Origin of the sequence: Sphingobacterium sp. GVS05A (genome assembly GCF_019969845.1) — a bacterium.
Lineage (GTDB): Bacteria > Bacteroidota > Bacteroidia > Sphingobacteriales > Sphingobacteriaceae > Sphingobacterium.
Window position 1 is genome coordinate 1 of record NZ_JAHXYR010000003.1, and the last position, 24,491, is coordinate 24,491.

At 37.8% G+C, this 24,491-nt stretch carries 22 protein-coding genes; 5 read left to right on the top strand and 17 right to left on the bottom strand.

Annotation, left to right across the window (positions count from 1 at the left end; translation table 11 throughout):
• A partial coding sequence (locus LC454_RS07745) for a hypothetical protein (protein ID WP_223581227.1) occupies nucleotides 1–540 on the top strand: 540 nt, incomplete at its 5' end.
• Nucleotides 541–885: 345 nt separating this feature from the next.
• On the opposite strand, the gene LC454_RS07750 is transcribed toward LC454_RS07745, so the two are convergent.
• Complete coding sequence (locus LC454_RS07750; RefSeq protein WP_223581228.1) at nucleotides 886–1,272, bottom strand: SRPBCC family protein; 387 nt, start codon at nucleotides 1,270–1,272, stop codon at nucleotides 886–888.
• An 88-nt stretch (nucleotides 1,273–1,360) separates the two neighbouring features.
• On the opposite strand from LC454_RS07750, the gene LC454_RS07755 reads away from it, so the two are divergent.
• Nucleotides 1,361–2,728, top strand: coding sequence for a methyltransferase RsmF C-terminal domain-like protein (locus LC454_RS07755; protein WP_223581229.1), 1,368 nt, complete (start codon nucleotides 1,361–1,363; stop codon nucleotides 2,726–2,728).
• 42 nt (nucleotides 2,729–2,770) lie between these two features.
• On the opposite strand, the gene coaBC is transcribed toward LC454_RS07755, so the two are convergent.
• The 3 genes from coaBC to LC454_RS07770 are packed head-to-tail and all read right to left on the bottom strand — an operon-like array spanning nucleotide 2,771 to nucleotide 5,236.
• Nucleotides 2,771–3,979: a bifunctional phosphopantothenoylcysteine decarboxylase/phosphopantothenate--cysteine ligase CoaBC gene (coaBC, locus tag LC454_RS07760; protein WP_223581230.1), complete on the bottom strand. Its 1,209-nt coding sequence runs from the start codon at nucleotides 3,977–3,979 to the stop codon at nucleotides 2,771–2,773.
• A gap of 14 nt (nucleotides 3,980–3,993) precedes the next feature.
• A complete protein-coding gene (locus tag LC454_RS07765; RefSeq protein ID WP_075990346.1) occupies nucleotides 3,994–4,323 on the bottom strand; it encodes a DNA-directed RNA polymerase subunit omega in 330 nt (109 codons plus the stop codon).
• On the bottom strand, nucleotides 4,307–5,236 hold the full coding sequence (locus tag LC454_RS07770) for an outer membrane protein assembly factor BamD (protein WP_223581232.1): 930 nt from the start codon (nucleotides 5,234–5,236) through the stop codon (nucleotides 4,307–4,309). The genes LC454_RS07765 and LC454_RS07770 overlap by 17 nt, the downstream gene beginning before the upstream one ends.
• A gap of 241 nt (nucleotides 5,237–5,477) precedes the next feature.
• Here LC454_RS07770 and LC454_RS07775 point away from each other — a divergent pair, with 241 nt between their 5' ends.
• Both LC454_RS07775 and LC454_RS07780 read left to right on the top strand, forming a co-directional pair.
• Complete coding sequence (locus LC454_RS07775) at nucleotides 5,478–5,753, top strand: NifU family protein (RefSeq protein ID WP_028070934.1); 276 nt, start codon at nucleotides 5,478–5,480, stop codon at nucleotides 5,751–5,753.
• 57 nt (nucleotides 5,754–5,810) lie between these two features.
• The gene (locus LC454_RS07780; protein ID WP_223581234.1) at nucleotides 5,811–6,461 is read left to right on the top strand and encodes a hypothetical protein; all 651 of its coding nucleotides are present in this window, start codon (nucleotides 5,811–5,813) and stop codon (nucleotides 6,459–6,461) included.
• On the opposite strand, the gene LC454_RS07785 is transcribed toward LC454_RS07780, so the two are convergent.
• The 11 genes from LC454_RS07785 to polA all read right to left on the bottom strand — a co-directional run bounded on the left by LC454_RS07785 (nucleotide 6,458) and on the right by polA (nucleotide 19,954).
• Complete coding sequence (locus tag LC454_RS07785) at nucleotides 6,458–7,687, bottom strand: FtsX-like permease family protein (protein ID WP_223581236.1); 1,230 nt, start codon at nucleotides 7,685–7,687, stop codon at nucleotides 6,458–6,460. The genes LC454_RS07780 and LC454_RS07785 overlap by 4 nt on opposite strands.
• Nucleotides 7,688–7,690: 3 nt before the next feature.
• Nucleotides 7,691–8,332, bottom strand: coding sequence for an MBL fold metallo-hydrolase (locus tag LC454_RS07790; RefSeq protein ID WP_223581238.1), 642 nt, complete (start codon nucleotides 8,330–8,332; stop codon nucleotides 7,691–7,693).
• Between the two features lie 43 nt (nucleotides 8,333–8,375).
• Nucleotides 8,376–9,119: a shikimate dehydrogenase family protein gene (locus LC454_RS07795; protein ID WP_223581240.1), complete on the bottom strand. Its 744-nt coding sequence runs from the start codon at nucleotides 9,117–9,119 to the stop codon at nucleotides 8,376–8,378.
• A gap of 107 nt (nucleotides 9,120–9,226) precedes the next feature.
• Nucleotides 9,227–10,639, bottom strand: coding sequence for a tetratricopeptide repeat protein (locus LC454_RS07800; RefSeq protein ID WP_223581242.1), 1,413 nt, complete (start codon nucleotides 10,637–10,639; stop codon nucleotides 9,227–9,229).
• A 181-nt stretch (nucleotides 10,640–10,820) separates the two neighbouring features.
• Nucleotides 10,821–12,254: an OmpA family protein gene (locus LC454_RS07805; RefSeq protein WP_410528654.1), complete on the bottom strand. Its 1,434-nt coding sequence runs from the start codon at nucleotides 12,252–12,254 to the stop codon at nucleotides 10,821–10,823.
• A 198-nt stretch (nucleotides 12,255–12,452) separates the two neighbouring features.
• Entirely contained in the window at nucleotides 12,453–13,463 is a 1,011-nt protein-coding gene (locus tag LC454_RS07810) for an inorganic phosphate transporter (RefSeq protein ID WP_120260513.1), read from the bottom strand.
• A gap of 37 nt (nucleotides 13,464–13,500) precedes the next feature.
• A complete protein-coding gene (locus tag LC454_RS07815) occupies nucleotides 13,501–14,148 on the bottom strand; it encodes a DUF47 domain-containing protein (RefSeq protein WP_104383452.1) in 648 nt (215 codons plus the stop codon).
• A gap of 90 nt (nucleotides 14,149–14,238) precedes the next feature.
• Nucleotides 14,239–15,276, bottom strand: a complete 1,038-nt coding sequence (locus tag LC454_RS07820) for a sensor histidine kinase (protein WP_223581244.1) — start codon at nucleotides 15,274–15,276, stop codon at nucleotides 14,239–14,241.
• Between the two features lie 62 nt (nucleotides 15,277–15,338).
• Nucleotides 15,339–15,992 carry a phosphatidylserine decarboxylase family protein gene (locus LC454_RS07825; protein WP_223581246.1) on the bottom strand — a complete coding sequence of 218 codons (654 nt, stop codon included), beginning with the start codon at nucleotides 15,990–15,992 and terminating at the stop codon, nucleotides 15,339–15,341.
• Between the two features lie 24 nt (nucleotides 15,993–16,016).
• Nucleotides 16,017–17,147: a toxin-antitoxin system YwqK family antitoxin gene (locus LC454_RS07830; RefSeq protein WP_223581248.1), complete on the bottom strand. Its 1,131-nt coding sequence runs from the start codon at nucleotides 17,145–17,147 to the stop codon at nucleotides 16,017–16,019.
• A gap of 8 nt (nucleotides 17,148–17,155) precedes the next feature.
• The gene (polA, locus tag LC454_RS07835) at nucleotides 17,156–19,954 is read right to left on the bottom strand and encodes a DNA polymerase I (RefSeq protein WP_223581249.1); all 2,799 of its coding nucleotides are present in this window, start codon (nucleotides 19,952–19,954) and stop codon (nucleotides 17,156–17,158) included.
• Between the two features lie 106 nt (nucleotides 19,955–20,060).
• Between polA and rsgA the strand changes: the two genes are divergently transcribed.
• Nucleotides 20,061–20,981 carry a ribosome small subunit-dependent GTPase A gene (rsgA, locus tag LC454_RS07840; protein WP_223581250.1) on the top strand — a complete coding sequence of 307 codons (921 nt, stop codon included), beginning with the start codon at nucleotides 20,061–20,063 and terminating at the stop codon, nucleotides 20,979–20,981.
• 52 nt (nucleotides 20,982–21,033) lie between these two features.
• Here the strand turns inward: rsgA and LC454_RS07845 are convergent, their stop codons facing one another.
• On the bottom strand, nucleotides 21,034–23,490 hold the full coding sequence (locus LC454_RS07845) for a hypothetical protein (protein WP_223581251.1): 2,457 nt from the start codon (nucleotides 23,488–23,490) through the stop codon (nucleotides 21,034–21,036).
• Complete coding sequence (locus LC454_RS07850) at nucleotides 23,450–24,487, bottom strand: hypothetical protein (RefSeq protein WP_223581252.1); 1,038 nt, start codon at nucleotides 24,485–24,487, stop codon at nucleotides 23,450–23,452. The genes LC454_RS07845 and LC454_RS07850 overlap by 41 nt, the downstream gene beginning before the upstream one ends.
• Nucleotides 24,488–24,491: the final 4 nt, after the last annotated feature.

Consider the following 24,491-nt stretch of genomic DNA (forward strand, 5'->3'; position numbering starts at 1 on the left):
TCTTCCCATTCCGAACAGAGCAGTCAAGCCCGCCAGAGCCGATGGTATTGCCGTAACAGGTGGGAGAGTAGGTCGGTGCCTTTTTTTACACAGAAGCCCTTGCTGGAAACAGTCAAGGGCTTCTTGCGTTTACATACTTCCCAGAAGATTCCAAAGAGCAATGGTGCCGCGACAAAGCCCACTGGGGTGACGCTCGGAAAAGTGGCACAGATGTTCCGCAACCCTACTATCTGGTACAAAGCTGTATGGCACTGCTCTAAGGTGCTATCGGATCAAGCAGAATTCTTGGGGGAATATCTTACCCTATGTTATTGCCGCACTTGCTGTAGTGATCTTTATCGAATGAACTTCTATATGGATCTTCTCTGCGTGGGAGTAAACTTGTATACCATCTTACTCCCCTATAATAATTATGCTTGTTCTCGGTTGAAAAGTTTCTGGAGCATAGCTTATAGCTTTGAATATATTCCCCGTTCCATTCTATGCGAAGATAAGGTTAAAAGATATATTGTTTTAGTACTACTAAAATATGAGGATTAGATTGGAGATAGATAAGAACCGTTTAGATTTGTTATTACAAATAGTTACTTCGAGCTTAAACCAGGCAAGAAAAATGTAATACTTAAACAAAGGAAATATACTATATTATCAGATGTTGATGGAATTCTCTTGCAATATATAAATGAAAAACAGCCTCTCAAGATAGCTGCTATATATGGAAAAGATTTGAAGTGGTACAAAATCCATTATGAAGGAAGGAAACTATTGAATTTAAGATATTGAATGGTTAGTTCAGGGAGAATTTAAAAATTTTTTGTTAAATAGCATAATGGTTAAGAGAGCCTAGCTTTAAAAAACTAGGCTCTCTGTTGATCTTATTTAAAATTAATCTTCTTCAGTATAAAAATCAATTAGAGAAGAGATATAAGGATCTTCCCAACCTTCAGCAATATTTTCATAATCTTCATCTGGTATATTGGTCTGTCTAATCTCTAATGAAGTTCCTTTTTTGTGTTCATGTAGTTTTAATGTAACAATGGAAGGACTGTCAGTTTCTCCGAAATACCATTCCTGCACAATTTTGGTAGAAGGTTCCAATTCCAAGAACCGGCCAGTAATTGCACCATCCCACAAAGAAAATTCACCATTTACAGTTGCATCTATTGATACAAGATCGCCAGTCCAAAGGCGGGCCGTAATTTCGGTTGTTAAGGCGAGATACAGTTCATCTGGTGTCGCCGGGATAATAGCGTATTTCTTGAGATCTTTCATAATGCAAATTTACTCTTTCCCGTAATTTACTAGTTATTTTGACTTCATTTTTATTTATATTATTTTTAGCACAAACTATTAGGACGACATGAGTAATTTTCTGCCAAATTCATTAGTGAAAAAATTAGGTGTAAACCCATTATTCGATACCGCTGAATTTATTAAAGTACATGAGGAAGGCAAGCGAGCAACAGCGATACGGTTAAACCCTCGCAAATTGAAGGAATGTCCATTTTCCAGCGGAGGAACGGTGCCTTGGTGCGAGAGCGCTTTTTATCTCAAGGAACGCCCTGTATTCACGCTGGATCCTTTATTTCATGCTGGTGGCTATTATCCCCAAGACGCATCATCTATGTTTATAGACCACGTTATCCATAAGCTGGAAATAGGATCTAAACCAGTTCGTGCATTGGATCTCTGTGCAGCTCCTGGAGGAAAGTCTACTTTGCTAAACAGTAGCTTACATCCCGATAGTCTACTTGTCGCCAATGAAATAATCAAGACCCGTGTGAATATCTTACAGGATAATCTAACAAAATGGGGAAATGCAAATACGGTGGTCACCAATAATGATCCTTCGGCTTTTGATCGATTGCCAGGATATTTTGATATTATGGTGGTAGATGCACCTTGTTCTGGATCAGGTATGTTTAGAAAGGATGCTGATGCAATAGATGAATGGTCGGAAGCAAATGTCAAACTTTGTAGCGAAAGACAACAAAGAATATTGGCAGAAAGTATGGCTTCATTGAAAACAGGTGGATACCTCTTTTATTCAACCTGCTCTTATTCGGAGGAGGAAAATGAAGATATTGCAGATTGGCTAATAGAAAACGGAGATTTTGAATCTATCGAAATCGCCATTGATGATAATTGGGGGATCGAGCGTACTAAGTCGGTTGGGCATGGGGCACATGGCTATCGTTTCTATCCACATAAGTTAGGCGGGGAGGGTTTTTTTATTACAGTTTTGAAGAAAGTTGCAGAGCAAGGTACATTTAATAGAAAAAGAATAAAACCAGAGAAATCGGATGTGCCGAAGGGAATTCTAGATACTTGGATATTGAACGTTGACGAGTTCTTCCCATTTATCCATCATGATGACCTATATATATTCCCCAAAAAGTATGAAAATGATTTGAAATATCTTCAGAATGTACTCTATCTCAAAAATGCTGGAATCAATACTGGAAAACTTAATCGAAAGGAACTCATTCCAAGCCACGCACTGGCGTTAAGTAATGTATTAAACCCAGGCTTCCAAAGTCTTGAACTTTCGCTTGAGGAGGCTCAAAACTACCTTAGAAAGGAAAACGTGACACTAGATACTGTATCTTCTGGTATGAAAGGCTGGACCCTTGCTAAATATAAAGGAATGTCACTTGGGTGGATGAAACTATTACCAAATAGGATCAATAATTATTATCCTAAGGAATTACGAATTGTGAATCTATAACAGATAATAGAAATCATATACTCCCCTAAATTTAGGGAAAATTTATATTGTCGAAGGAATATGCTGTAAGATAATCGAACAGATATCTTTTGCAACATCTTCCTTCGATTTCAATGGGAATACGTTGCTTTCGCCTGAACGATTGATAATTGTGACTTTATTTGTATCGGTAGCAAATCCAGCTCCCTGATCTTGCATGGAATTGAGAACGATAAAATCGAGATTCTTTCGGACCAATTTGTCTTTTGCATTTTCGAGCTCGTTGTTGGTTTCTAAAGCAAATCCGATTAGTAATTGATCTTTCTTCTTTTTGCTTCCTAAAGTGGCGAGAATATCCGTTGTTTTCTTTAAAGCAATAGAAAATTCTTCCTCTTTCTTCTTTATCTTCTGAGATGCTACTTCAATAGGGGTGTAGTCGGCAACTGCGGCACTCATGACAATTATAGCAGCATGATCAAAGTACTTTTCACAGGCTTGAAGCATCTCTGCAGCAGAAGTGACCGGAACAACAGTTATTTGATCAGGTTTCGGTAGTGCGGTAGGCCCGGAAACTAGGGTTACATCAGCCCCAAGTTCTTTTAATTGTTGGGCAATAGCATAGCCCATTTTTCCACTAGAATGATTTCCAATAAAGCGTACAGGGTCTATTGCCTCGTAAGTGGGGCCAGCTGATACAAGCGCTTTTTTACCTAATAATGGGAGATTTTGGTTGGAGTAATTTTCTAGGAAATGAAAAATTTCTTCTGGTTCGGCGAGACGTCCCTCTCCTACTAATCCACTAGCTAATTCACCTTTTTCAGGTGGGATAATAATGTTGCCATAAGCTCCTAGTTTAACGATATTCGATTGCGTGGACGGGTGCTTCCACATATCTAAATCCATTGCAGGAGCTAAGAAGACCGGGCACTTTGCGGATAAATATACAGCCATCAGTAGGTTATCACAGAGACCATTCGCCATCTTTGCGATGGTGTTTGCTGTGGCTGGGGCTACAAGTATATAGTCTGCATTTAGCGCAATTTCCACATGATTATTCCATTCTCCAGTATCCGGCTGATAATAGTCAACAAAAACAGGATTTTTGGAAAGCGTAGATAGTGTAAGCGGGGTAATGAATGCTGTGGCATCCTCCGACATAATTACTTTAACCTGAGCATCCGCTTTTACAAGCAGACGAATCAAAGTTGCAATCTTGTATGCGGCGATACTGCCGCATACAGCAATTACAATATTTTTTCCAGCTAAAGCCATCGTTGATTCTGCGATTAGTCCTGCTCTTTAGAAGGATTTCTGTAATACACTTTATCGTGTAGAAATTCATCGATTGCTACCAAAGTAGGTTTTGGCATACGTTCGTAATGTTTAGAAATCTCTATTTGTTCGCGGTTTTCGAATACCTCTTCTAAGTTATCGTTATTACTTGCAAACTCAGCAAGTTTTCCGTTTAGTTCTTCCTTAATATCTACTGCAATTTGATTCGCGCGTTTAGAAATAACTACAATGGATTCATAGAGATTGTCAGTTCCTTTGTCCAATTGTCTTAAGTCACGTGTAACTGTAGAATTTGGAATTGAATTATTATTTTTTTGACTCATCTTTTTGGGTATTTTCTTTTTCTTTTTTCGCCTTTTGTTCTTTGATATATGCTTCTTGCTCAGCAAGAGCTTTATTATATTCTTTCATGTGGGAAGCGGCCGTCTTAATTCCTTTTTCAGAATCTTGACGAATAGATTCCGCTTCTTTTATATGTTTGCTATTGGGATAGTTACTCGCAAAGCTACGGTAGTAATCCAATGTTTCGTCATATCTGCTTTCCTGCTTTTGCAAAATACTTTTTGAAGCAAATATATATTGTGCCTTTAGCGTCAGAAATTCAATTTCTTCAGCGTATTTGGTGTCGGGATATTCTTTCAGTACATTTTGTAACGCAATTACAGCGGCTCTATAATCATCATTCAACCCCATATCATAATAGAGTCTAGCATTGGCAAAAGCCTTAAGTTCGAGTTTATCTCTTAACTTTTGAATGAGGTCTGAGGCCTCTTTAGAACGTTCTGATTCTGGATAGAGATTGACAAAAAGCTGCAGGGCATCGATTGCTTTTTTCGTATTTGCTTGATCCAAAGTTGACCGAGGTGAATCCAAATAGTAACAATAAGCATGCATAAAACGACATTCTTCCGCCCGTGGACTGTTCGGATAAACATCTGCAAAGTCCTTAAAGTGATATGCCGCAGAAGTATAATCTTTCAAACGGTAATTGGCAAATGCCAAATAATAGTAGATATTTTCTGCCTCAGCTTGTCCGCGGAATTTTGTCCGCAAGTCATCAAACAAAACTAACGCCTTTGTATATTTCTTTTTCTCATAAAGTTTTACGGCTTCTTCGTACTTTTGAGCGATATTATTGCTTGCGCGCAATTTCTCAAATTTACTCTTGCAACCAGTAAACACCAATAGAAACATCATGCCGGCACAGATAGCCGCTATACGCCTATTTAAAAACATTTTACAAAGATAAGTGAATTTGTTATACTAATCAATTAAATTTTACTGCGCAATATAGTTTAATAATTATTTGATCCCAAAAACAACATTTTTTATTAACATTCTTTAACTCGTTGGATGCAATTTGGTGGCAGTATTGTCATGAACTTGTTGTTTTTCCATTGCCCAAGGAGAGGAAAAATATAGATTTTAAAATATTTGATTATCTTTACATGTACAATCATTGAATTTAATAAAGAGTATGACTTTAAAAGAAAAAGTGGAGCAAGCATTGGATACCTTGAGACCTTATTTGGAAACTGATGGCGGAAATGTGAGTGTTGAAGAGATTACTGCAGATAATGTCGTGCGATTAAAACTATTGGGCGCTTGCGCTTCATGTTCAATGAGCATTATGACTTTTAAAGCAGGATTGGAACAAGCTATAAAAAAAGCTGTACCAGAGGTAACAGCTGTTGAAGCAATTAATCTAACTGATCCAGATTCTCCTGATGCGACCTTGCCGTCGGCCAATTAGTTTATCTATTAACACAATTTAACGGCTAGCTCAGCTGCTTTTGTGTAAATTTGTTCTATGAAGTTGCTGATCCCTATATTATTAGTTTTATCTGTATTTTTTGAGTCTTCGACTTTAAAGGCGCAAGAAAGGAAGATCGTCCAATATTCCGGTATTGTAACTACTGTGGGGTCTGGGCTTCCTGTTGGATATGCTACAGTAACCAATTTATCTTTCCGTAACGAGGCCATTTCGGCCAATAATGAAGGCTATTTTTCTTTCGTAGCTCATGTAGGAGACACACTTCGCTTTTCCTCTGTAGGATTCGATCCGCTCATTGTAACTGTACCTGAAGTTGCCGGCGACAAATATACAGCTAGTATCGTAATGCAAAATTTGGTAACTGAATTGCCAATGGTGACTCCATATCCCTGGGCGAGTATTGAGGAATTTAATATTGCATTTATGAACTTAGATGTATCTGAGGATCATATTGTACGGGCAAAAAGAACACTTTCCAACGAATCTTTATCAGCTATGGCTGCTGTAGTACCTCGCGATGGCAACGAGATGCGTTCAATCAATAACGCACAAAGTTTCAATACAATGAATAATAAAGTCATTAACCAACGTTACGCAAATCCGCTATTAAATCCTTTTGCATGGGGAAGTTTAATACAGCAAATAACGAAGGGAAGTCAAAGCCGTTCCAAAAGCTCCCGCTATTAATCTGTTGCTTTGAGCTTGTTCAGCTCCTTTACACTTATCTTTGCTGAGAAATAAGAAACTAATCCCGAAATACTGGTTACCGTGATGAATACTAAACCATAGTCGCTCCAGCGGCTAAGCATAGGGTAGCTATCCAAAATAGCGTTAGCACCATCTTCAACCCGTATTATACCATAGGTTGATTGAATATAATTGAATATTGCTCCAATTAATAAACCTAAAATGCAGCCAATAATTGCAATCATCAACCCCTCATAAAAGAAGATGCGTTGAATTAAGCTATTGTTACCACCTAGACTTTTTAGGACTGTCATATCCTTTTGTTTATCCAATACTAGCATCGTCAATGAACCTACAATATTAAAAATTGCGATGATACTAATCAATGTTAAGATAAAAAACACAACCCATCTCTCTACACGTACATTTCTATATAAGGTTGGGTTTTGCTCTTCCCGATTCTTGACGAGATACTCTTCACCTAATTTTTTTTGAAGGTCCTGTTCAAATAGCTTGATGTTAGTGCCCTCCTTTAGATAAAATTCAATAGCGGAAACTCTGTCATATTCACCGAGTACTTCTTTGGCAAACGAAATGGGTGTAATAACGAAATTGTCAAAGTCCTGTTGGTATCTGAGGACACCTCCTGGACTGATAGCTCTAATATTAAATTCTTCAGCAGGATTAGATGTGTTTTTGACGCCTTTTCTTGGTGAATAAACTTGGATTAAATCAGGGGTATTTTGCATAGAAATACCGAGATTAGCCTGGACACTTGCTCCAAGTATAGCCAGGTTAGTTGAATCACGTGAGAGCTGATATACGCCATCCACAAGAATACTATCACCAATACTCTTATTAAGCGATTTGGGCTCGATTCCTTTGATAGTTGAGATATACTGTCGATTTGCATATTGAAGTAATACCTTCTCTTCTAATACTTCTGTATAATGGATAACATTAGGATTCTTTCGCAGCTCATTAAAGACTGATTTATTTGTTGTAAAGAGCTTACCTTTTTGTGGCTCTATCTTTAGTTCAGGAGCAAATTTGCTATACATAGATATAATAAGCTCCTCCATCCCATTGAAAGAGGAAAGGAGTATGATTAATGCGGCACTACTTACCGTAACACCTATCACACTAATTGAGGAGATGATATTAATAGCGTTGACTGATTTTTTTGAAAACAGGTATCTCTTGGCAAATAGAAAAGGTAAGTTCATATCTTATCCTTGTATAAATGGATTGGAGTTCTTTTCAAAACCTATTGTCGTTGATGGGCCATGACCTGGGTAGACAACGGTGTCATCGGGTAAAGTATAAAGTCTTTGCTTAATATTATCTAAAAGCTGCTGATGATTTCCTCCGGGTAGATCAGTACGACCAATACTATTGCGGAACAAGACATCCCCACCAATTAAGAATTTTTGAGAAGCGGAATAAAAACAGATATGGGCCGGTGAGTGGCCGGGCGCCAATATCACTTGCAATTCGTCATTGTCTATTTGTATTTTGTCTCCATCTTTTAGAAATACTTCTCCAATAGGAGAGATGTCATACCGGAATCCCATTTGCGGGGCATAGTTTTGAACTGCAACCAATGTAGATAGTTCTCCTTCGTGAAATTGAGGAAGTAAATCAAACTTCTCATGAATAAAATAATTGCCCAAGACATGATCAATGTGACAATGTGTATTCAGTAACAATTGCGGAGTGAGATTGTGAAGATCGATAAAGGTTAAAAACTCCTCCTGTTCTTTTTCGCCATACATACCCGGGTCAATAATTAAGGCGTTTCCCTCTTCGTTATACAACAAGTAGGTGTTTTCTTGGTATGGATTGAAAGTGAATGTTCTGATCGTTAGCATAAAGTAAAATTACATTTTTTATTGTTCTCTATATAGAGAAAGACTAGCTATTCCAAATTTCCCAATTTTTCTCTGCCTGAAGCAGCAACATTTCATGCCCATTTTTAGTTCGAGCACCTTTTTCTTTGCCTTTCTTTAGGAATGTTGTCTCTTCTGGATTATAAATCAGATCATACAATAGGTGCTTGGCATTGATATATTCGTACGGTAAAGCCGGAGACTCTGCTATATTGGGAAATGTTCCTACAGGCGAACAATTGATAATTAATGTATATTCAGCTAAAATCGTTTCATCTAATTCCTCATACGTGTAGTTGTCCGTTTGTTTTGTTCGGCTGACGAGCTTGTATTTTATCCCTAATTTATCTAATGAATAGATCACTGCTTTTGCTGCTCCTCCATTTCCAAGGATTAAAGCATTTTTGTCATTTTGGTTCAAAAGTGGTTTCAGTGATTCTTTAAATCCATATGCGTCTGTGTTGTAGCCTTTTAAGTGTGAAGCGCCGTTTGCTAGATGTGTAATGCGGATACAGTTTACAGCTTGTATAGCTTTAGCTTCTTCTGATAGTTCGTTTAAATAGTCCAAGACCTCTATCTTGTATGGAATGGTCACATTTACCCCATAAAAGTCCTTATTCTTAAATATAGATGGAAAATCTGATATACGTTCAATTGGATATAGGTCATAATCTATATGTTGAATATTTTCTTTCTGAAACTTCTCTAAATAATATTTTTTGGAAAAGGAGTGTCCTAGCGGAAATCCTATCAGACCTAATTTTTTCATTGAATGTTTAGTACTTCTTTGGGTGAAAAGGTAAGCTTAATCTGAACGCATTTTACACTCCCAGGCAAGTCCTAAAGATGGCCTGGGAGTATTATGTGTTTTCTACTTTAATTTTTTGGTTTGGTATATTTTTTTACAATTTCAGTGATAATTTGATTTCCTTGCAATTGAGGAAGGTAATCAAAGAGAATGTGATGTTTTTCCGGATTCGTTGCTAAGCCTAGTTCCAAAAAGTTTAAAGCTTCATTGTATTGTCCGTTTGCAAATAGATAGGCCACTACACGATAATATAATTCCGCCGCTTCGGGATTTTGCGTAATCGCATCCGACATGACATTGATGGCTTCATCAATTTTACTCTGTTCAAATAAGATCGAAGAGTAATCGAGCCAAGCATCTATATCTGATGGATTTAATGCAACTACTTTTTTATACGCATCTTCAGCCTGATCAATTTGCTGTAGCTTATACCGAGCATCTGCGATTGCAAACCAGTAATCCGGATTTGTGTCTTCTAGTTCCAAAGCCTTTTTGTAGAAATGAAGCGACTCAAAGTATCGTTCTTCAAAATCCAGCGTGACACCAATACCAAACCATGCATCTGCAAGCTCGGCGTCTAATTTTACGGCTTTTTTATAGTAGTTTCGAGCTTCTTCCATTTGTTCCAGCTTCTCGTAACACTCACCTATAGCACAATAGGTATCCGCACTGGGCTGTTCGTATTCAAAGGTCTGTTTGTATACATCCAATGCCTCCTGATAACGATCTAAGTTGACTAGTGCATTTCCTTTATTGAAATAAGCAGATGAGAAGTCTTCTTTGATTAATATGGCATAGTCATATGCATCTAATGCTTCTTCAAACTTGCTTATTTTATGATAGGAGTTGCCTAGATTATACCAAGCATAGTACGAATAAGGATCTGAGTCAATATATTTTTTATAGAAAGATATACTTTCTTCTTGCCTATCAAGTACATCATAACAATAAGCTAGTTCATAGAGTGCTTCTTGATAGTCCATATTGAGTTCAAGCGCTTTCTTTAAATAAACAATAGCTTTGTCATAGTTCATTTGCGCTTGGAAAATCATGGCAATATGAAAATAAACCTCATCTTTATTGTCTAATAAGGGTAATGCTTTGAATAATTGATCTAATGCTTCATCAAATTGCCCTATGCTCCCCAAAATACCACCCCTAATTAGAAATATATCTCCTTCCGAAGCTTCCAGTAGTTCTGCTTTGTCCAAGGCCGCTAATGCATTCTGATACTGTTGAATTGTTGAAAACAATTGAGCTTGCTTCAACAAAAATGTAATATCAAAGGGATGTTGGCTGATTGCAAATTCGGTCACTTGTAGCGCCTTTACAGGATCATTTTTTTCAGCATAGTAGTCTATTATTCCTTCGAAAGCCTTGGAGTCAAAAAAATACTGATCCTCGTTTCGAAGCATTTCCTCATATCTGTCCACCGAGATTTTTCTTTCTTCGGGGTTTTCAAATTCAAAATCCTCTTCCATTCTCAAAAGTTTAAAACCAGTATTCTGTTCCTTAAATCAAAATACTAATTTCTTATCTAATTTGATTGAATAAATTTTCCACAAATTGGATATCATCCACAAAGTTAAGGATAAATACTGTCAAAATAAAAAAGCCGGCTCTAGAGCCGGCTTTTAATATAATGGTATAAGTTATATACGATTATTTTTTGATCTCAACACGACGGTTTTGAACACGACCTTCTTCAGTTGAATTAGATGCGATTGGGTTTTTCTCTCCGTAACCGTTAGCAGTGATGCTTGATGAAGAAACACCAGCATTTACTAAGTATTGTTTTACAGAGTTAGCACGGTCTTTAGACAAAGTTGTATTGTAAGCTTCAGAACCTTCTGCAGATGCATAACCGTCTAAAGTTACAGATGAATTATTGTCACGTACTTCTTTAGCCAATTTATCTAAAGTTGAGTAAGAAGAAGTTTTCAATACTGAGCTATCAAATTCGAATTGAATTGGAGCATAGTAACCGTTACTGTTGTTTTCAAGAACTTGAGGCTCTGGGAATTTGATTGGACATCCTGAACCATCTACTGGAGTACCAGCAGGAGTACCAGGGCATTTATCAAATTTGTCAGATACACCGTCACCATCAGCATCAGCGCTTAATGTGTTAACAGTACCTTCTAAAGTGCTTACGCGTTGTTTCAATGCTTCAACTTCGTTTCTCAATGAAGGATCTTTCAACTCATCATACATTGTAGCTACAGGGTTAGCAAAAGTCAAGTTTTGTTTGTCTTTTGAACCTAAAGTGAACTCTAAACCACCATAGATGTTAGAGAAACGTTGTTTTGTATTATTGTTTCTGCCAGGTCCGTACAATAATGCCTCATCAGTAAAGTTCATTGTGTAACCTAAGTTCAAGGCTACAACCTCAGATAATTTGAATTTAGCACCAACACCTACAGGAACGATCATACCTAAACGGTAGTCTTTATCACGAGGATTTGAAGGAGAACGGTCTCCAAGGACATCTTCACCCCATTTTTGATCGTAAACAACAGTTCCACCAAAGTCATTATTAGAGAATTGAGTTGGGTTATAAGCGAAAGCACCGATACCTACTTTAGCGTAGAAGTTAACAGCATTTTCTCTTCTCAAGAAATCGATTGTACCCAATTGGAACACGCCGTTTAAGCTAGCAGCCCAGTTTACTTTAGTTTCTGCTGACTGAGCACGTCCCAAATTAGAGCCAGAAAGATTTTCGAAAGCAGGACCAGACTCGTTGTGGTTGTAAGTTTTGATCTTACCACGGTTTGCTTCAACTTCTAAACCGAATAGGTGAGAGAATTGTTTACGTACTGTTAAACCGTAGTACTCACCAACTTTGTTTTGGAAGTAACCAACTTTTTGACCAAAGTTATTGTTACCACCAATTAAAGCATTAGGCGTAGTGATACCACCTTGAACTCCGATAGACCAAGTTCTGTATTGTGATCTACCACCGAATACTTGTTGAGCTTGTGCTGTATCAGCGAAACCTAAAGCGGCAACTAATGTAGCAGCAACAGCTGTTTTTTTAATTGTAGAATAGTTCATACTCTTGTTTTTAAGGTTATTATTAATTTTAATTGTTTTCAAACTTTGTTGTCTTATTTAATATCTGGAACAGTACAATTGCCGTGCCAAAGTCTTAAAATTATGTTAAATTTTTAAATTCTTGATATTTCGTACTAAATTAAGTATTTAATGTGAAACAACAAAACAAAAATTCGGTACGAAAGTACCAAATTTTTGTTTTGTTTCAATAGCTTTTAGAAAAAAATTAAGAAATTCTTTCTAAAGTAAATAATGTACAATGACTAAAGAGAGTGCTCCAAGCAGAGCCGATACTGGAATAGTCAATACCCAAGCCCATAACAAACTAATAGTTACCCCCCAGCGTACTGCTGAAACACGTTTAACAACTCCAACACCAATAATTGCTCCTGTGATGGTATGTGTGGTAGATGCTGGGATACCGAAATGTTCTGTTATACCCAATGTAACAGCTCCTGCAGATTCGGCACAAACTCCTTCTAATGGTGTCACTTTCGTGATCTTGGTTCCCATTGTCTTCACAATTTTCCAGCCTCCACTCATTGTTCCAGCAGCAATTGCCGCATAACAGGTCAATGGAATCCATTCTGGCATGTGTTCCGTGTTTTGCATATAACCGCCAGCAACCATAGCTACAAGGATAATACCCATTACCTTTTGTGCGTCATTGCCCCCATGAGCAAAACTCAAGGCTGCTGATGAAACCAATTGTAATACTTTAAACCATTTTTCAGCGACACTAGGCCGCGAGTTTTTAGCTAAATTGATTACAATGAGGGTAATGATAATCGATATGGTCATACCAATAATCGGTGCAAAGACAATGAAAGCAATAATCTTTAAAGTGGCGTCGATATTGATGGCATGGATAGGGTCTGCTCCAAGAATAAAAGCATATGCCATTCCCGATCCAGCAAAGCCTCCGATCAATGTGTGGGAGGAACTTGAGGGTACTCCGTAGTACCAAGTGAATAAGTTCCAGCCAATCGCAGCGAGCAAGCCCGCAAAGATAACCTCAAGGGTAATATATTCTTCCAATACCGTTTTGGCAATGGTGTTGGCTACTTTGTGATCTGTAAAGTAGAAATATGCAGCAAAGTTGAATATGGCAGCCCATAATACAGCCATTGCTGGTGTTAGAACTTTTGTTGATACAACTGTCGCAATAGAGTTGGCTGCATCATGGAATCCATTGATGTAGTCAAATGCAATTGCTAAGACAATCACAACAACGAGTAATGTTGACATCATAATCTCGTAGAATTTTTATGCACTTATGATCGAATGATTATGCGTTTTTAACTAGAATACTTTCTAATACGTTAGCAACATCCTCGCATTTGTCTGTTGCATCCTCCATCGCGGATAACACTTCTTTGTGTTTAATCAATGAGATCGCATCTTTTTCAAATTCAAAAAGATCAGCTACCGCCTTGTCAAAAATATAATCTGCTTTATTTTCTACACTATTGATACGTACACAAGAATCGGTGATGTTGCGAATGTTTTTTAGATCCCGAAGTTCATGGATTGCTTTTGAAACATGCTCAGTCGCTTCTACCAATAGATCTGCGATTTCGATCATTGGCTCTGTTGCTTTTTCTACCTTGTATAAATCCATTCTATTAGCTGCACCGTGTATAAAATCGGCTACATCGTCCAATGAACTTGCTAACGAGTGTATATCTTCGCGGTCGAAAGGCGTAATGAAATTTTTACCTAGTTCCAAGTGAATTTGATGTGTGATGTTGTCGCCTTTGTGCTCCAAGTCTTCCATCTTACGCGTGAACTCTTTCTTCTTCTCCGGATTGTTTGAGTTAACAATATCTTTTAACAATTGAGACATTTCGATCAAATTGTTGCCGGCTTGTTCAAACAAAGGGAAGAATTTTTTGTCCTTTGGAACGAAGTATTGAAAAATGCTATTTAAAGACATATCTTAAATTTATTTTTGCAAAAATAATACCCTAATGTTAAGTTAATGTTAACATTGGTTTTGTTTAAACACAAAAATGTCATCAATTGTTTAATCTCCGGTCTGAACTTTTTGCAAAGTAAAGCCAAAAGTGGTTCCAATGCCCTCTGTACTACGGACATTAACATTCTGTTGATGTGCTTCAACAATATGTTTGACAATTGCAAGACCTAAGCCCGATCCACCAATATCTCTTGAGCGACTTTTATCTGTACGGAAGAATCGCTCGAATACCCGGCTCAGATTTTTTTCTTCGATGCCATAGCCATTGTCAGTAATTTCTATTAATACTTGTTCAAAAAGCGGAAAGATTTTGATTTTTGTGGTACCTCCTTCTTTTCCGTATTTGAGTGAGTTATCGATAAGATTATACAATACCTGATGTATTTTATTGCGATCTGCTTTAACCCAATGTGGTGTACCGGTTTTAGGTTTGAACTCTATCTTAATATTGTGTTGTTTGGCTTTGTCTTCTAATGAATACGAAGTGTCTTTGATGAGATCTACAATATCAAATTTTTCAATGTTCAATACCATTTTACCTGATTCCAGTTTGGATATTTCATCTAAATCTTGAATTAGATAATTCAATCTGTCAAGGTTTCGAGCAGCTTTATCTAAAAAATTCTTTGCCATTTCCATGTCTTCTTCCATCAGCCCATCTTGTAATGTCTCGATGTATCCTTGTGTAGCAAAAAGGGGTGTTTTGAACTCATGGGATATATTGGAAAGGAATTCACGTCTAAATTTTTCCTGCGATTTCAGTTGTTCAATTTCATTTTTTTTATCTTTTGCCCAAGCCTTTACGTCATTTTCTGCATCTGTAATGGGATCTTCACTGACATGTTCACCAATCGCATCTTTTAGATCTTTGCCAAGTTTGAGGTTATGAATCAACTTATACATGGTATTAAGACGGCGGTAGATGTATTTCTCGAACAGGTAGTTGAATAGAAGAAAACAAATGACCAAGGCTACAAAAAAAATAATCAGTGCAGTCTGAAGGTCATGTTTATAATAAAAGCTGATAGTGGATATTGCAATGCCAACACCAGCGGAGTTTGCTAATAATAATTGTCTAAAATTCATCTGTTGAATAAAAAAGGCCCCTAATTGGAGCCTAAGTTACTTATAATGATATTAATAAATTGTTAAAATTTTCCGATAACGGTTTTAGCTCCAGTAACTTTATCACCAATATTCACATTGATCTCCGTTCCTAAAGGCAAGAATAGATCCACACGTGAACCAAATTTGATAAAGCCGAACTCGTTGCCCTGAACAACCTGATCATTTTCTTTTACATACCAAACAATACGGCGGGCCAATGCGCCAGCAATTTGACGGAAAAGAACTTCCCTGCCTGTTTTGTCTTTTACGACAACAGTCGTTCTTTCATTGTCTGTCGATGATTTTGGATGCCAAGCAACCAAGAATTTCCCGGGATGATATTTGAAGAAAGTCACCAAACCACTGATTGGATTTCGGTTAACATGTACATTGATTGGAGACATGAAAATAGAGACCTGTATCCTTCTGTCATGAAAATATTCATTTTCTTCGGTTTCTTCGATAACCACAACTTTTCCGTCAGCAGGACATAAGATTGTGCCATCTTGTGGAATCACTACTTTCTTGGGGCTTCTAAAAAACTGGACAACTGTAATGAATAGGAATGCTGAAAGGGTATAAATAAACCATTTGACAAACTGCGGGGCATCATAATAATCCGCAACAGCATTGATGATAAAGATAAAAAGTACAGCAATCGCTAATGTGGTATATCCTTCTTTATGGAATTTCATATCTATTTATTTCTGCAAAGATAATTATTTACTCGAATTGTCTATTTGTCTTTCGATTTTAATTGAATGGGTATAGACTTTTCCATCACTTCCTGTGGCAATGCTTCCAGAAACTTTAATCGTATCGTCTTGAGGTTGATCTTGTTTGTAGGTAGGAAAATAAAAATCTACACTTTTAGCAATTCGATTCAAAATGGTGTGATCATTTTCATTATTGGAGTCTACATTCAATTTAAGACTTCGCAAATTGGCCAAGCCTGTTTTTTTGACTTCAACCTCATAGGAGAAATTTAGCTGAGTTGCGACTTCTAATCCGCTTTTGTTGATCCTATCGGTAAACCGTTTAGCAAGGAACGCATAGAAGTTTGAAAAGTCATCAAAACTACAGGATTTGCTGTTTAATAGTTCAGCTCGGATAAAATAATCGTAGGGTAAAACGCTTAAAGCCTGAAAATCTTCGCTTGGAAGCTCTCCATTATCATCATAAGTAGCGACGATTTTTCCATCAACAAAGCGTTGTGTCATCGCGTAAATGGGTTGCTGTCCAATATTATAAAAGTAGGTGTTCCAGTTGCCCTGTGGTTTACCGCCTTTTACTTTACCTTTACGTAGATAAAAATCATAACCAAATTCTGTGAACCCTTCGAATGGAATAGCGAATTCATAGTTTCCTTCACCGCCAACGATTTCCTGTTTTCCTCGATTATCCCAATAATCTTTAATGAAATAACCGTAATCACCATAGGCCACCGTTAATAGCGGTTTACCATCGGGATAATAATATTTGCAATCACCAACAGGATAGTTATCCTTAAAATTTATTTCCCATTTTAACACACCATTCGGATGAAAAGCTTGAAATACGCCTTCTTTTTTACCATCCTTATAATTGCCGACCAGTATACGGTTGCCATTGGGCGCGAAATCACGAAACTCCCCTTCGAAAATTTGCTTTGTGAAATCAAATTTGCTTACACGTTCAATTGATTTGAATTCGCAATCTTTTGCAGCCAGATAATAATACTTATCAAAATAGAACCGAATTAGGCCTTGATCTAATTTCTCGTAAAATACAGGTTTACCGTCTTGCGCCTGAATAGATTGGCAGCAAAACGAGGAAAACAATAACAATATATAAATGATTTTTTTAGTCATAACAAAAATTAATGTGCTTCAAGCCAGTTTTTACCTTCTCCGATTTCAACAATCAATGGAACATTTGTTTTTATAGCATTTGTCATTTTGTCCAGAATAATGGTTTTGAATGCTTCGACCTCTTGTTTCGGAACATCAAACACCAACTCATCGTGTACTTGCATAATCATTTTACCTACCAATCCCTGATGCTCGATTTCCTTTTGTATTGCAATCATGGCAATCTTGATTAAATCAGCTGCCGAACCTTGAATAGGAGCATTGATCGCATTTCGTTCAGCAAATCCCCGAACAGTCATGTTTGCTGAATTAATGTCTCTCAAATAACGTCTACGCTTTAAAATTGTTTCAACGTAGCCTTTCTCTTTAGCGGATTCAACGGCGTCGCTCATATACTTCTTTATACCGGTATATTGATTGAAATATTCGTTGATGATGTCTGCAGCTTCTTTACGCGAGATGCCTAGGTTTTGAGACAAACCAAAAGCGGATTGACCGTATATTATACCAAAGTTTACTGCTTTTGCATTACGCCTTTGCTCCGATGTCACCTCCTCAAAAGCCATATTATAGACTTTTGCCGCTGTGGCGCGATGGATATCATGTCCTTGACTAAAGGCTTCCAACATATTTTGATCTTTGCTCAACTCTGCGATTAAACGTAACTCGATCTGAGAATAATCGGCGGATAAAATTACGTTATTTTCTGAGCGAGGGATAAATGCTTTCCTCACTTCACGACCTCTTTCCGTACGGATCGGAATATTCTGTAGATTAGGATTTGTAGAACTCAAGCGGCCTGTTGCGGCGACAGCTTGATTATAGGACGTATGGATCAACCCCGTTTCCGGATTGATCAATTCAGGTAATGAATCTACGTAAGTTGATTTTAATTTCTGTAACTGCCTAAAATTCAAAATATCCTGAACAATATCTGATTTGTGCGCCAGTGCCAATAGAACATCTTCACCGGTTTTGTACTGCCCTGTTTTTGTTTTCTTTGCTTTCGGATCCAGTTGGAGCTTGTCGAATAATACTTCGCCTAACTGTTTTGGTGAGGCAATATTAAAGTTCACTCCTGCTTTTTCAAATATGGCATTCTCTAGATCCTTGATGTCCTGTTCCAATGTTTTCGAAAATTCGCCAAGTGCGGGGACATCCACTTTTACCCCATTTCGTTCTATTTCTGCAAGCACATATACAAGTGGAAATTCAACATCCTGGGCCAATTTTAAGGTGTCCGTTTCTACCAAAAGGGGATGGAATATATTTTTTAGCTGCAAAGTAATGTCTGCGTCTTCTGCTGCGTATTCTTTGATTTTTTCGAAATCAACATCCCGCATATTTCCTTGTTTTTTTCCTTTTTCTCCAATGAGTTCGGTAATGGAGACTGGCGTGTAATTCAGATAGTTTTCAGCAAGGACATCCATGCCATGCCGCGTATCAGGGTCAATGAGGTAATGCGCTAACATGGTATCGAATAAGGCTCCCTGTACCTTAACACCATATCTTGCCAATAAGAGGATATCGTATTTGATATTTTGACCTATCTTTTCAATTGCTGGATTTTCCAGTACAGACTTAAAGATATCGACGATGCGTTGGGCTTCTTCCCGATTTGCTGGTGTAGGGATATAGTATGCTTTCCCGGTTTCAAACGAAAATGAAAGTCCGACAATATCAGCAAGATTCGCATCTAGTCCCGTTGTTTCTGTATCAAAACAAAAGCTGCTTTTTGAATTGAGTTCCTCGGCAAGTTTTTCTTGTTCTTCTGTGGTATCTAACAGTGTATATTCGTGTGTTGTATTGTGAATATTTTTTAGAACAATATTTTCACTTGATACTTCTATTGCTGTACTTGTTGTATTTGTTGTTGTCTGGGTCGCAAATAAATCCATCTGTCCATTTACAGGTGCATTCTTTTCAAGTATGGAGAAATCGTCTCCAAAAACTCTTTTTCCCAATGTCCTAAATTCCAATTCAGCAAAAAGGGGTTCTAAAATGTCTTTATTTGGATCTTCAAGTTCTAGGGCTTTTTCGCTAAGATCAACGGGTACATCCAACAAAATTGTTGCTAATTTTTTTGAAATTAATCCCTGTTCCGCAAAATTTTCAACGTTTTCGCGCAGTTTTCCTTTTAACTTATCTGCATTCGCTATAATTCCTTCGACTGACCCAAATTCCTGAACAAGTTTTTTTGCGGTCTTCTCACCGATACCTGGAATTCCTGGGATATTATCTACGGCATCACCCCATAATCCTAAGATATCAATGACCTGGTTCACATCTGTGACTTCCCATTTTTCGAGAATTTCTTTGACACCTTGTACTTCAGCCCCATTACCCATGCGAGCTGGTTTGTAAATAAAAATATTGTCTGAGACAAGCTGACCAAAATCTTTATCTGGTGTCATACAATAGACTTGGAAGTTTTCTTGTTCTGCTTTTTTTGCTAATGTTCCGATGATATCATCCGCTTCATAACCGTCCATTGTGATAATAGGGATATTGAATCCCTCAATCAGGCGGTAGATATAAGGGATGGAAGCTGAAAGGTCTTCGGGCATTTTTTCACGATGTGCTTTGTAGGCTTCAAATTCAATATGGCGTGCTGTAGGAGCCGCTGTGTCGAACACTACCGCTATATGAGAAGGTTGCTGATTTTTCAATACCTCCAACAGTGTATTGGTAAAACCCATGATTGCCCCAGTATTCAACCCTGTCGAGGTGATGCGTGGGGTCTTGCTCAAAGCAAAATATGCTCTATATATGAGAGCCATGCCATCTAAAAGAAATAGTTTTTTCACAAAATTGAATTTTAGTCTCCTTACAAAGGTAAGAAATTCATCAAACCGTAAGTTTAATAAATTTTTCCGATTTTTGTGCTATGACACATTTAATGCAACAGGTTCTATGAGAGGATTGGTAACAAAGTCCACAGGTAGTTGGTATCAGGTTTTGGGCGAAGATGGCAAGAGATATGATTGCCGGATCAAAGGGAAATTTCGTACCAAAGGAATTAAAACGACCAATCCGGTGGCTGTAGGAGACTGGGTGCATTTTGATGTGGAGCCAGATCTTGAAAGTGCTGTTATTCGTGAATTGGAACCTCGTCGCAACTATATTATCCGAAAATCGGTGAACCTTTCCAAGCAAACGCAGATTATCGGTGCGAATCTAGATCAGGCTTTTTTGGTTGTTACGTTGGCTTCCCCGCCAACATCTTTGGGTTTTATTGACCGCTTTTTGGTAACGACCGAAGCCTATGGGATACCTGCAGTACTTATTTTTAATAAACTTGATCTTTTCAGTGATGAAGGTTTGGAAATATTGGCCGACTATAAGGCGATTTATGAACGAATCGGTTATCCATGCTATGAGGTCTCGGCTTTGACTGGAAAGAATATTGATGTTGTCAAGGGGCTACTTCAGAATAAAATTACATTAGTGTCAGGTCACTCAGGTGTTGGTAAGTCCACTTTGATTAATGCTATTGTGCCTGAATATGGTTTGAAAACAGGAGAAATTTCGGATTGGTCAGATAAGGGGAAGCACACCACTACGTTTGCAGAGATGTTTGACTTACCTTTTGAGGGTAAACTGATTGATACACCCGGTATTCGCGAGCTGGGAATCGTGGATATTGAAAAACAGGAACTGTCCCATTTTTTTCCTGAGATGCGTGCGTTGATGAACCAATGCCGGTTCAATAACTGTCGGCACATCAATGAGCCCGGCTGTGTGATTATGCAAGCCGTCGAGGAGGGAGAAATTGAATCTTCACGTTATGATAGTTATCTCAGTATATATCACAATGAAGATAGCAGAGCTTAATACAAAAAAGGCTTCCATATGGAGGCCTTTTTTGTATTAAGCAAGAGCGCCTTTATTTTATAGCCTGGGTCAGATTTATGTAGTCTCTCAAGTAGGTACATTCCTTTGAAGCCATCTTGAAAAAAGGCGTATCCTTATATTGTGTATTTAATTCTTTAAAGTATTTATTTTGTAGTGAAAAGCGGTAAAACGGATTTTTCAAGGGGAAGTCATAATATTGCCAGCGTGTTTCATCCGTATAAACAAAATCCTTCTGTTCACATTTTGCGAGCATGAAAGTACATTTGGCCTTAAACTCTTTATCCGAGCTTAGTGAACGGGCTTTGTTATACCAATCTTTTGCTGATTTTGTCTGTAAGTAATTCCGTTGCCAGTGAATTGTTGTGGCAGCATGGTTTTCTGAGGATGACCAATCGTACGACACTAGAGACCAGGCGTTTCCGTAAGTGCTGGTCTGATAAATGCCTGTGGCCATTTGAAAGTAATAGTCGGCTTTTTTCTGATTGTTTTTTTCGCTTTTTATGGCATTCTCCAATCGGGCCATACGCTCAGCATATTTTAACTTAGTTGTATTCTCTTTTCCATATTTCTTTGGATAGTCGTTGATGGTGACAATAAATGGACTGGGGATAACATCCGTTTCATCTTCATTGTACGAATTCCTTATTTCCTTTATTTTGTGATCTTTAGGAAGTGCCTGTAATGTTGTAGCCGCTTTTTGAAAATCAAGCTCCCGTAGGTATGCCGTGCCTAGTAGTTCTGTCAAATAATCTCTATTAAAATGCTTGATATCTTCCAATAAAAAGCGGGATAATGTATTTTGTTGTGTGTTGTCTGACAGTAGTGCCCTTATTTTTAATAATGTTTTAGGCGTGAGGCTATTTTCCCAAAAATGCATGGTAGACCACTGCATGTTGTCTTCAAGAGAATCTTTGGCGACACCATAATTATAGAAGATGTCGGCTTTAACAGCGGCTAAACTTGCCATCGCCGTATCTTGAGTGTTGAGATAATGTTTGACGACAAGGTTCTGGAGGATATTTCTTGCAATCAAACTGTAATTGCTGTATTCGAAAGCACTATAGCTCCATTCTTTTTTGTTACTTGAATTTTTGCCATCCTGTTTGGCTTTCTGCTCCAGCCACGCTAATGTTTTGACCAGCTTTGGCTGGTCAATCTGTTTACTGGTTTGCCAATCGGCTAATTGCGTAAGCAGCACTGTAATCTGATACTGATCGCCCAACCTAGGATTCAATTCATTTTCCTTTACCTGAGCAAGATATTTTTTTGCTAGATCATTTTCTCTATTCATCCAGCTTAAATAGGCTGCTGTAATCAGGCCAAGCTGTGGCTGAACGTATTTTTTGTCTTGATAGAGGTTTAATGCGAAATCGCGAAGTGAATCCAAATGTTGTTTAACGGTGCTTTTGTCTTCATTCCTAGAATAATAGTTGTAGTTTTCGCCATAACCGATATAAAAAGACTGGTTCATATCGCCTTCTATTTTGTTGACCTCCCTTCCCAGCAGAACCGCATTTACAGTATTGGCCGGGTCAAGCTTGTAACAGGCATTCAGATATTTCATGGTACGATCTCCTGTACCGAAACCAATAATGGCATTAATGTTAAAGTTGTCTGCATCCGTGCTAGCGTATTGAAAAATCTCGGTGTCAGAAGCTGTGATATAATGAAAATTAGCGTACGCCAAAACCCGTCTTTCGGGGCTTGCTGTAAATAGCCTGGAGAAAAGGTAGGCGGCTTTAGCCCCATCACCATTTTTACGGACAGCACCAGCGTAGTTGGAAAGCGCCCAATTTAAGATAGCCTCGTTCCCTTTTATAGGCTGTAAATACTTTTCATAGACAGCAATACTTTTGGCATATTCCTGGCCGAATAGATATAAGCGTGCGGCTTGATAAGCGTAACGCACAAAAAGGAAGCTGTTTTTCTTATGTTTGTTGATCTGTGCTTCGGCGAGTTCAGCATATTGTAAGATCTCTTTAAAATTGCGTGTATCGGGATCCCAATAACTGTGTTGAACATTTGTAATGGGCTCTTGCTTTTTTGTGAAAACAAAGTAAGCTCGCTCAGATTCATGTTTACCATCAACTAAAGTTTGTAAAAATGTATTTCCTTTGATAGAATCCGGAAGATTGCTCCAGGATGATCTTTTTTGATTACTGACCAAATCAGAGGTTGCTGAGTCGCTGTAGTACATCAATTGTTCGATATCTTTTACATTGACAGCTGACCCGAGGTGTTTCGCCCAAGCTTCACTGTTGACGATGCTTTCCTTGACTGGAGCTTCTTCGGTATAAAGAAATTGATAGGGGATGTATTGAAATGCAGAAAATCCATTGTCTTCAAGATTCGGAAGGTAGTAAGTTGTTTGGTTGTCATAGGGATCCACTTCGGGCCCGCAAGCGATATTTGTTGCAATCTCTCCAAAAAAGAAAGCAAGCGTGGTGCTAGAAAGCACGAATAATTTCTTGTAACTCGGCATTGCCATGATTTGCTAATGTAGCTTGATCTAAATGATAAAAAATAATCTGATGTTTTTTTCCTTTCAGTTCTCCCCGCAAAAATTTTGCCGTTTGCAAAAGATCATCTTGAGTTACCTGTTCAAATCGGACAACATCTCCTTTTTTGAGGTTTGCTTTTGGAAGGTCGGTAATTAAAATATATAAATTAGTTTTTGGGTTGCGTGTAAATAGGGCTTTATTATTGATATCCTGTTCACTGATATATTTTGAAATACCAATGTAACTATTGTTTCTAAAAACCACAAACCATTGAAATAGAGGAAGTACAATATCCATTTGCATTGGATAATTGCGTAATGTACCACTTAAATATGTCTTTAGATCCTGTTGATTCAGAATGGAGTTTTGGTTTCCAAACTGGCGTAAATTACCCATATTGTAGCACATTAAAGTCACTTTCTTTACTGGAGGAATACCGCTTGTCACAGTATTCTTAACTTGATGTAATCTTAAGGTTGAGCTAATAATAACATCTTTTAAATCAGGTAATTCTTGAAGGTAATTGAGTAGGTAGAAGAATTTGTCCCGAGAGGATTGTGTCCAGTCACAGTCCAGTTGCAATTCGTTGAATTTTTCTTTGCCAGCCTGCTTAATTTTTGCAGAGACAAATGGGACAATCTTATTGGCTAAGGCCCTTATCTGTAAGCTGTCCATTTCTGAAAAGATGCGCTGATTGATAAATACGACTGGTATTAAAGCTTGTTCTTTAGGCACAGGCTGGGAGAATGTAATGGGGCTAATGGGGACGGCCTGAACACCGGAAGGATCGAAGTCTATATCCATAATTCGTGTATATATGGACTTAGCAGCAATTTCTTTTAACGCACGGTTTTCGACAGTATCAAGTTGAAAGACTGTTTTCCAAAAATAGAAGCCTGTTTCGGGTTTGGAATTTGAACAGGAATTGAATATAAGTAGCCAAAACGGTACAAGAAATAAGAAAAGTCGTATTCGGAGCTGCATATTT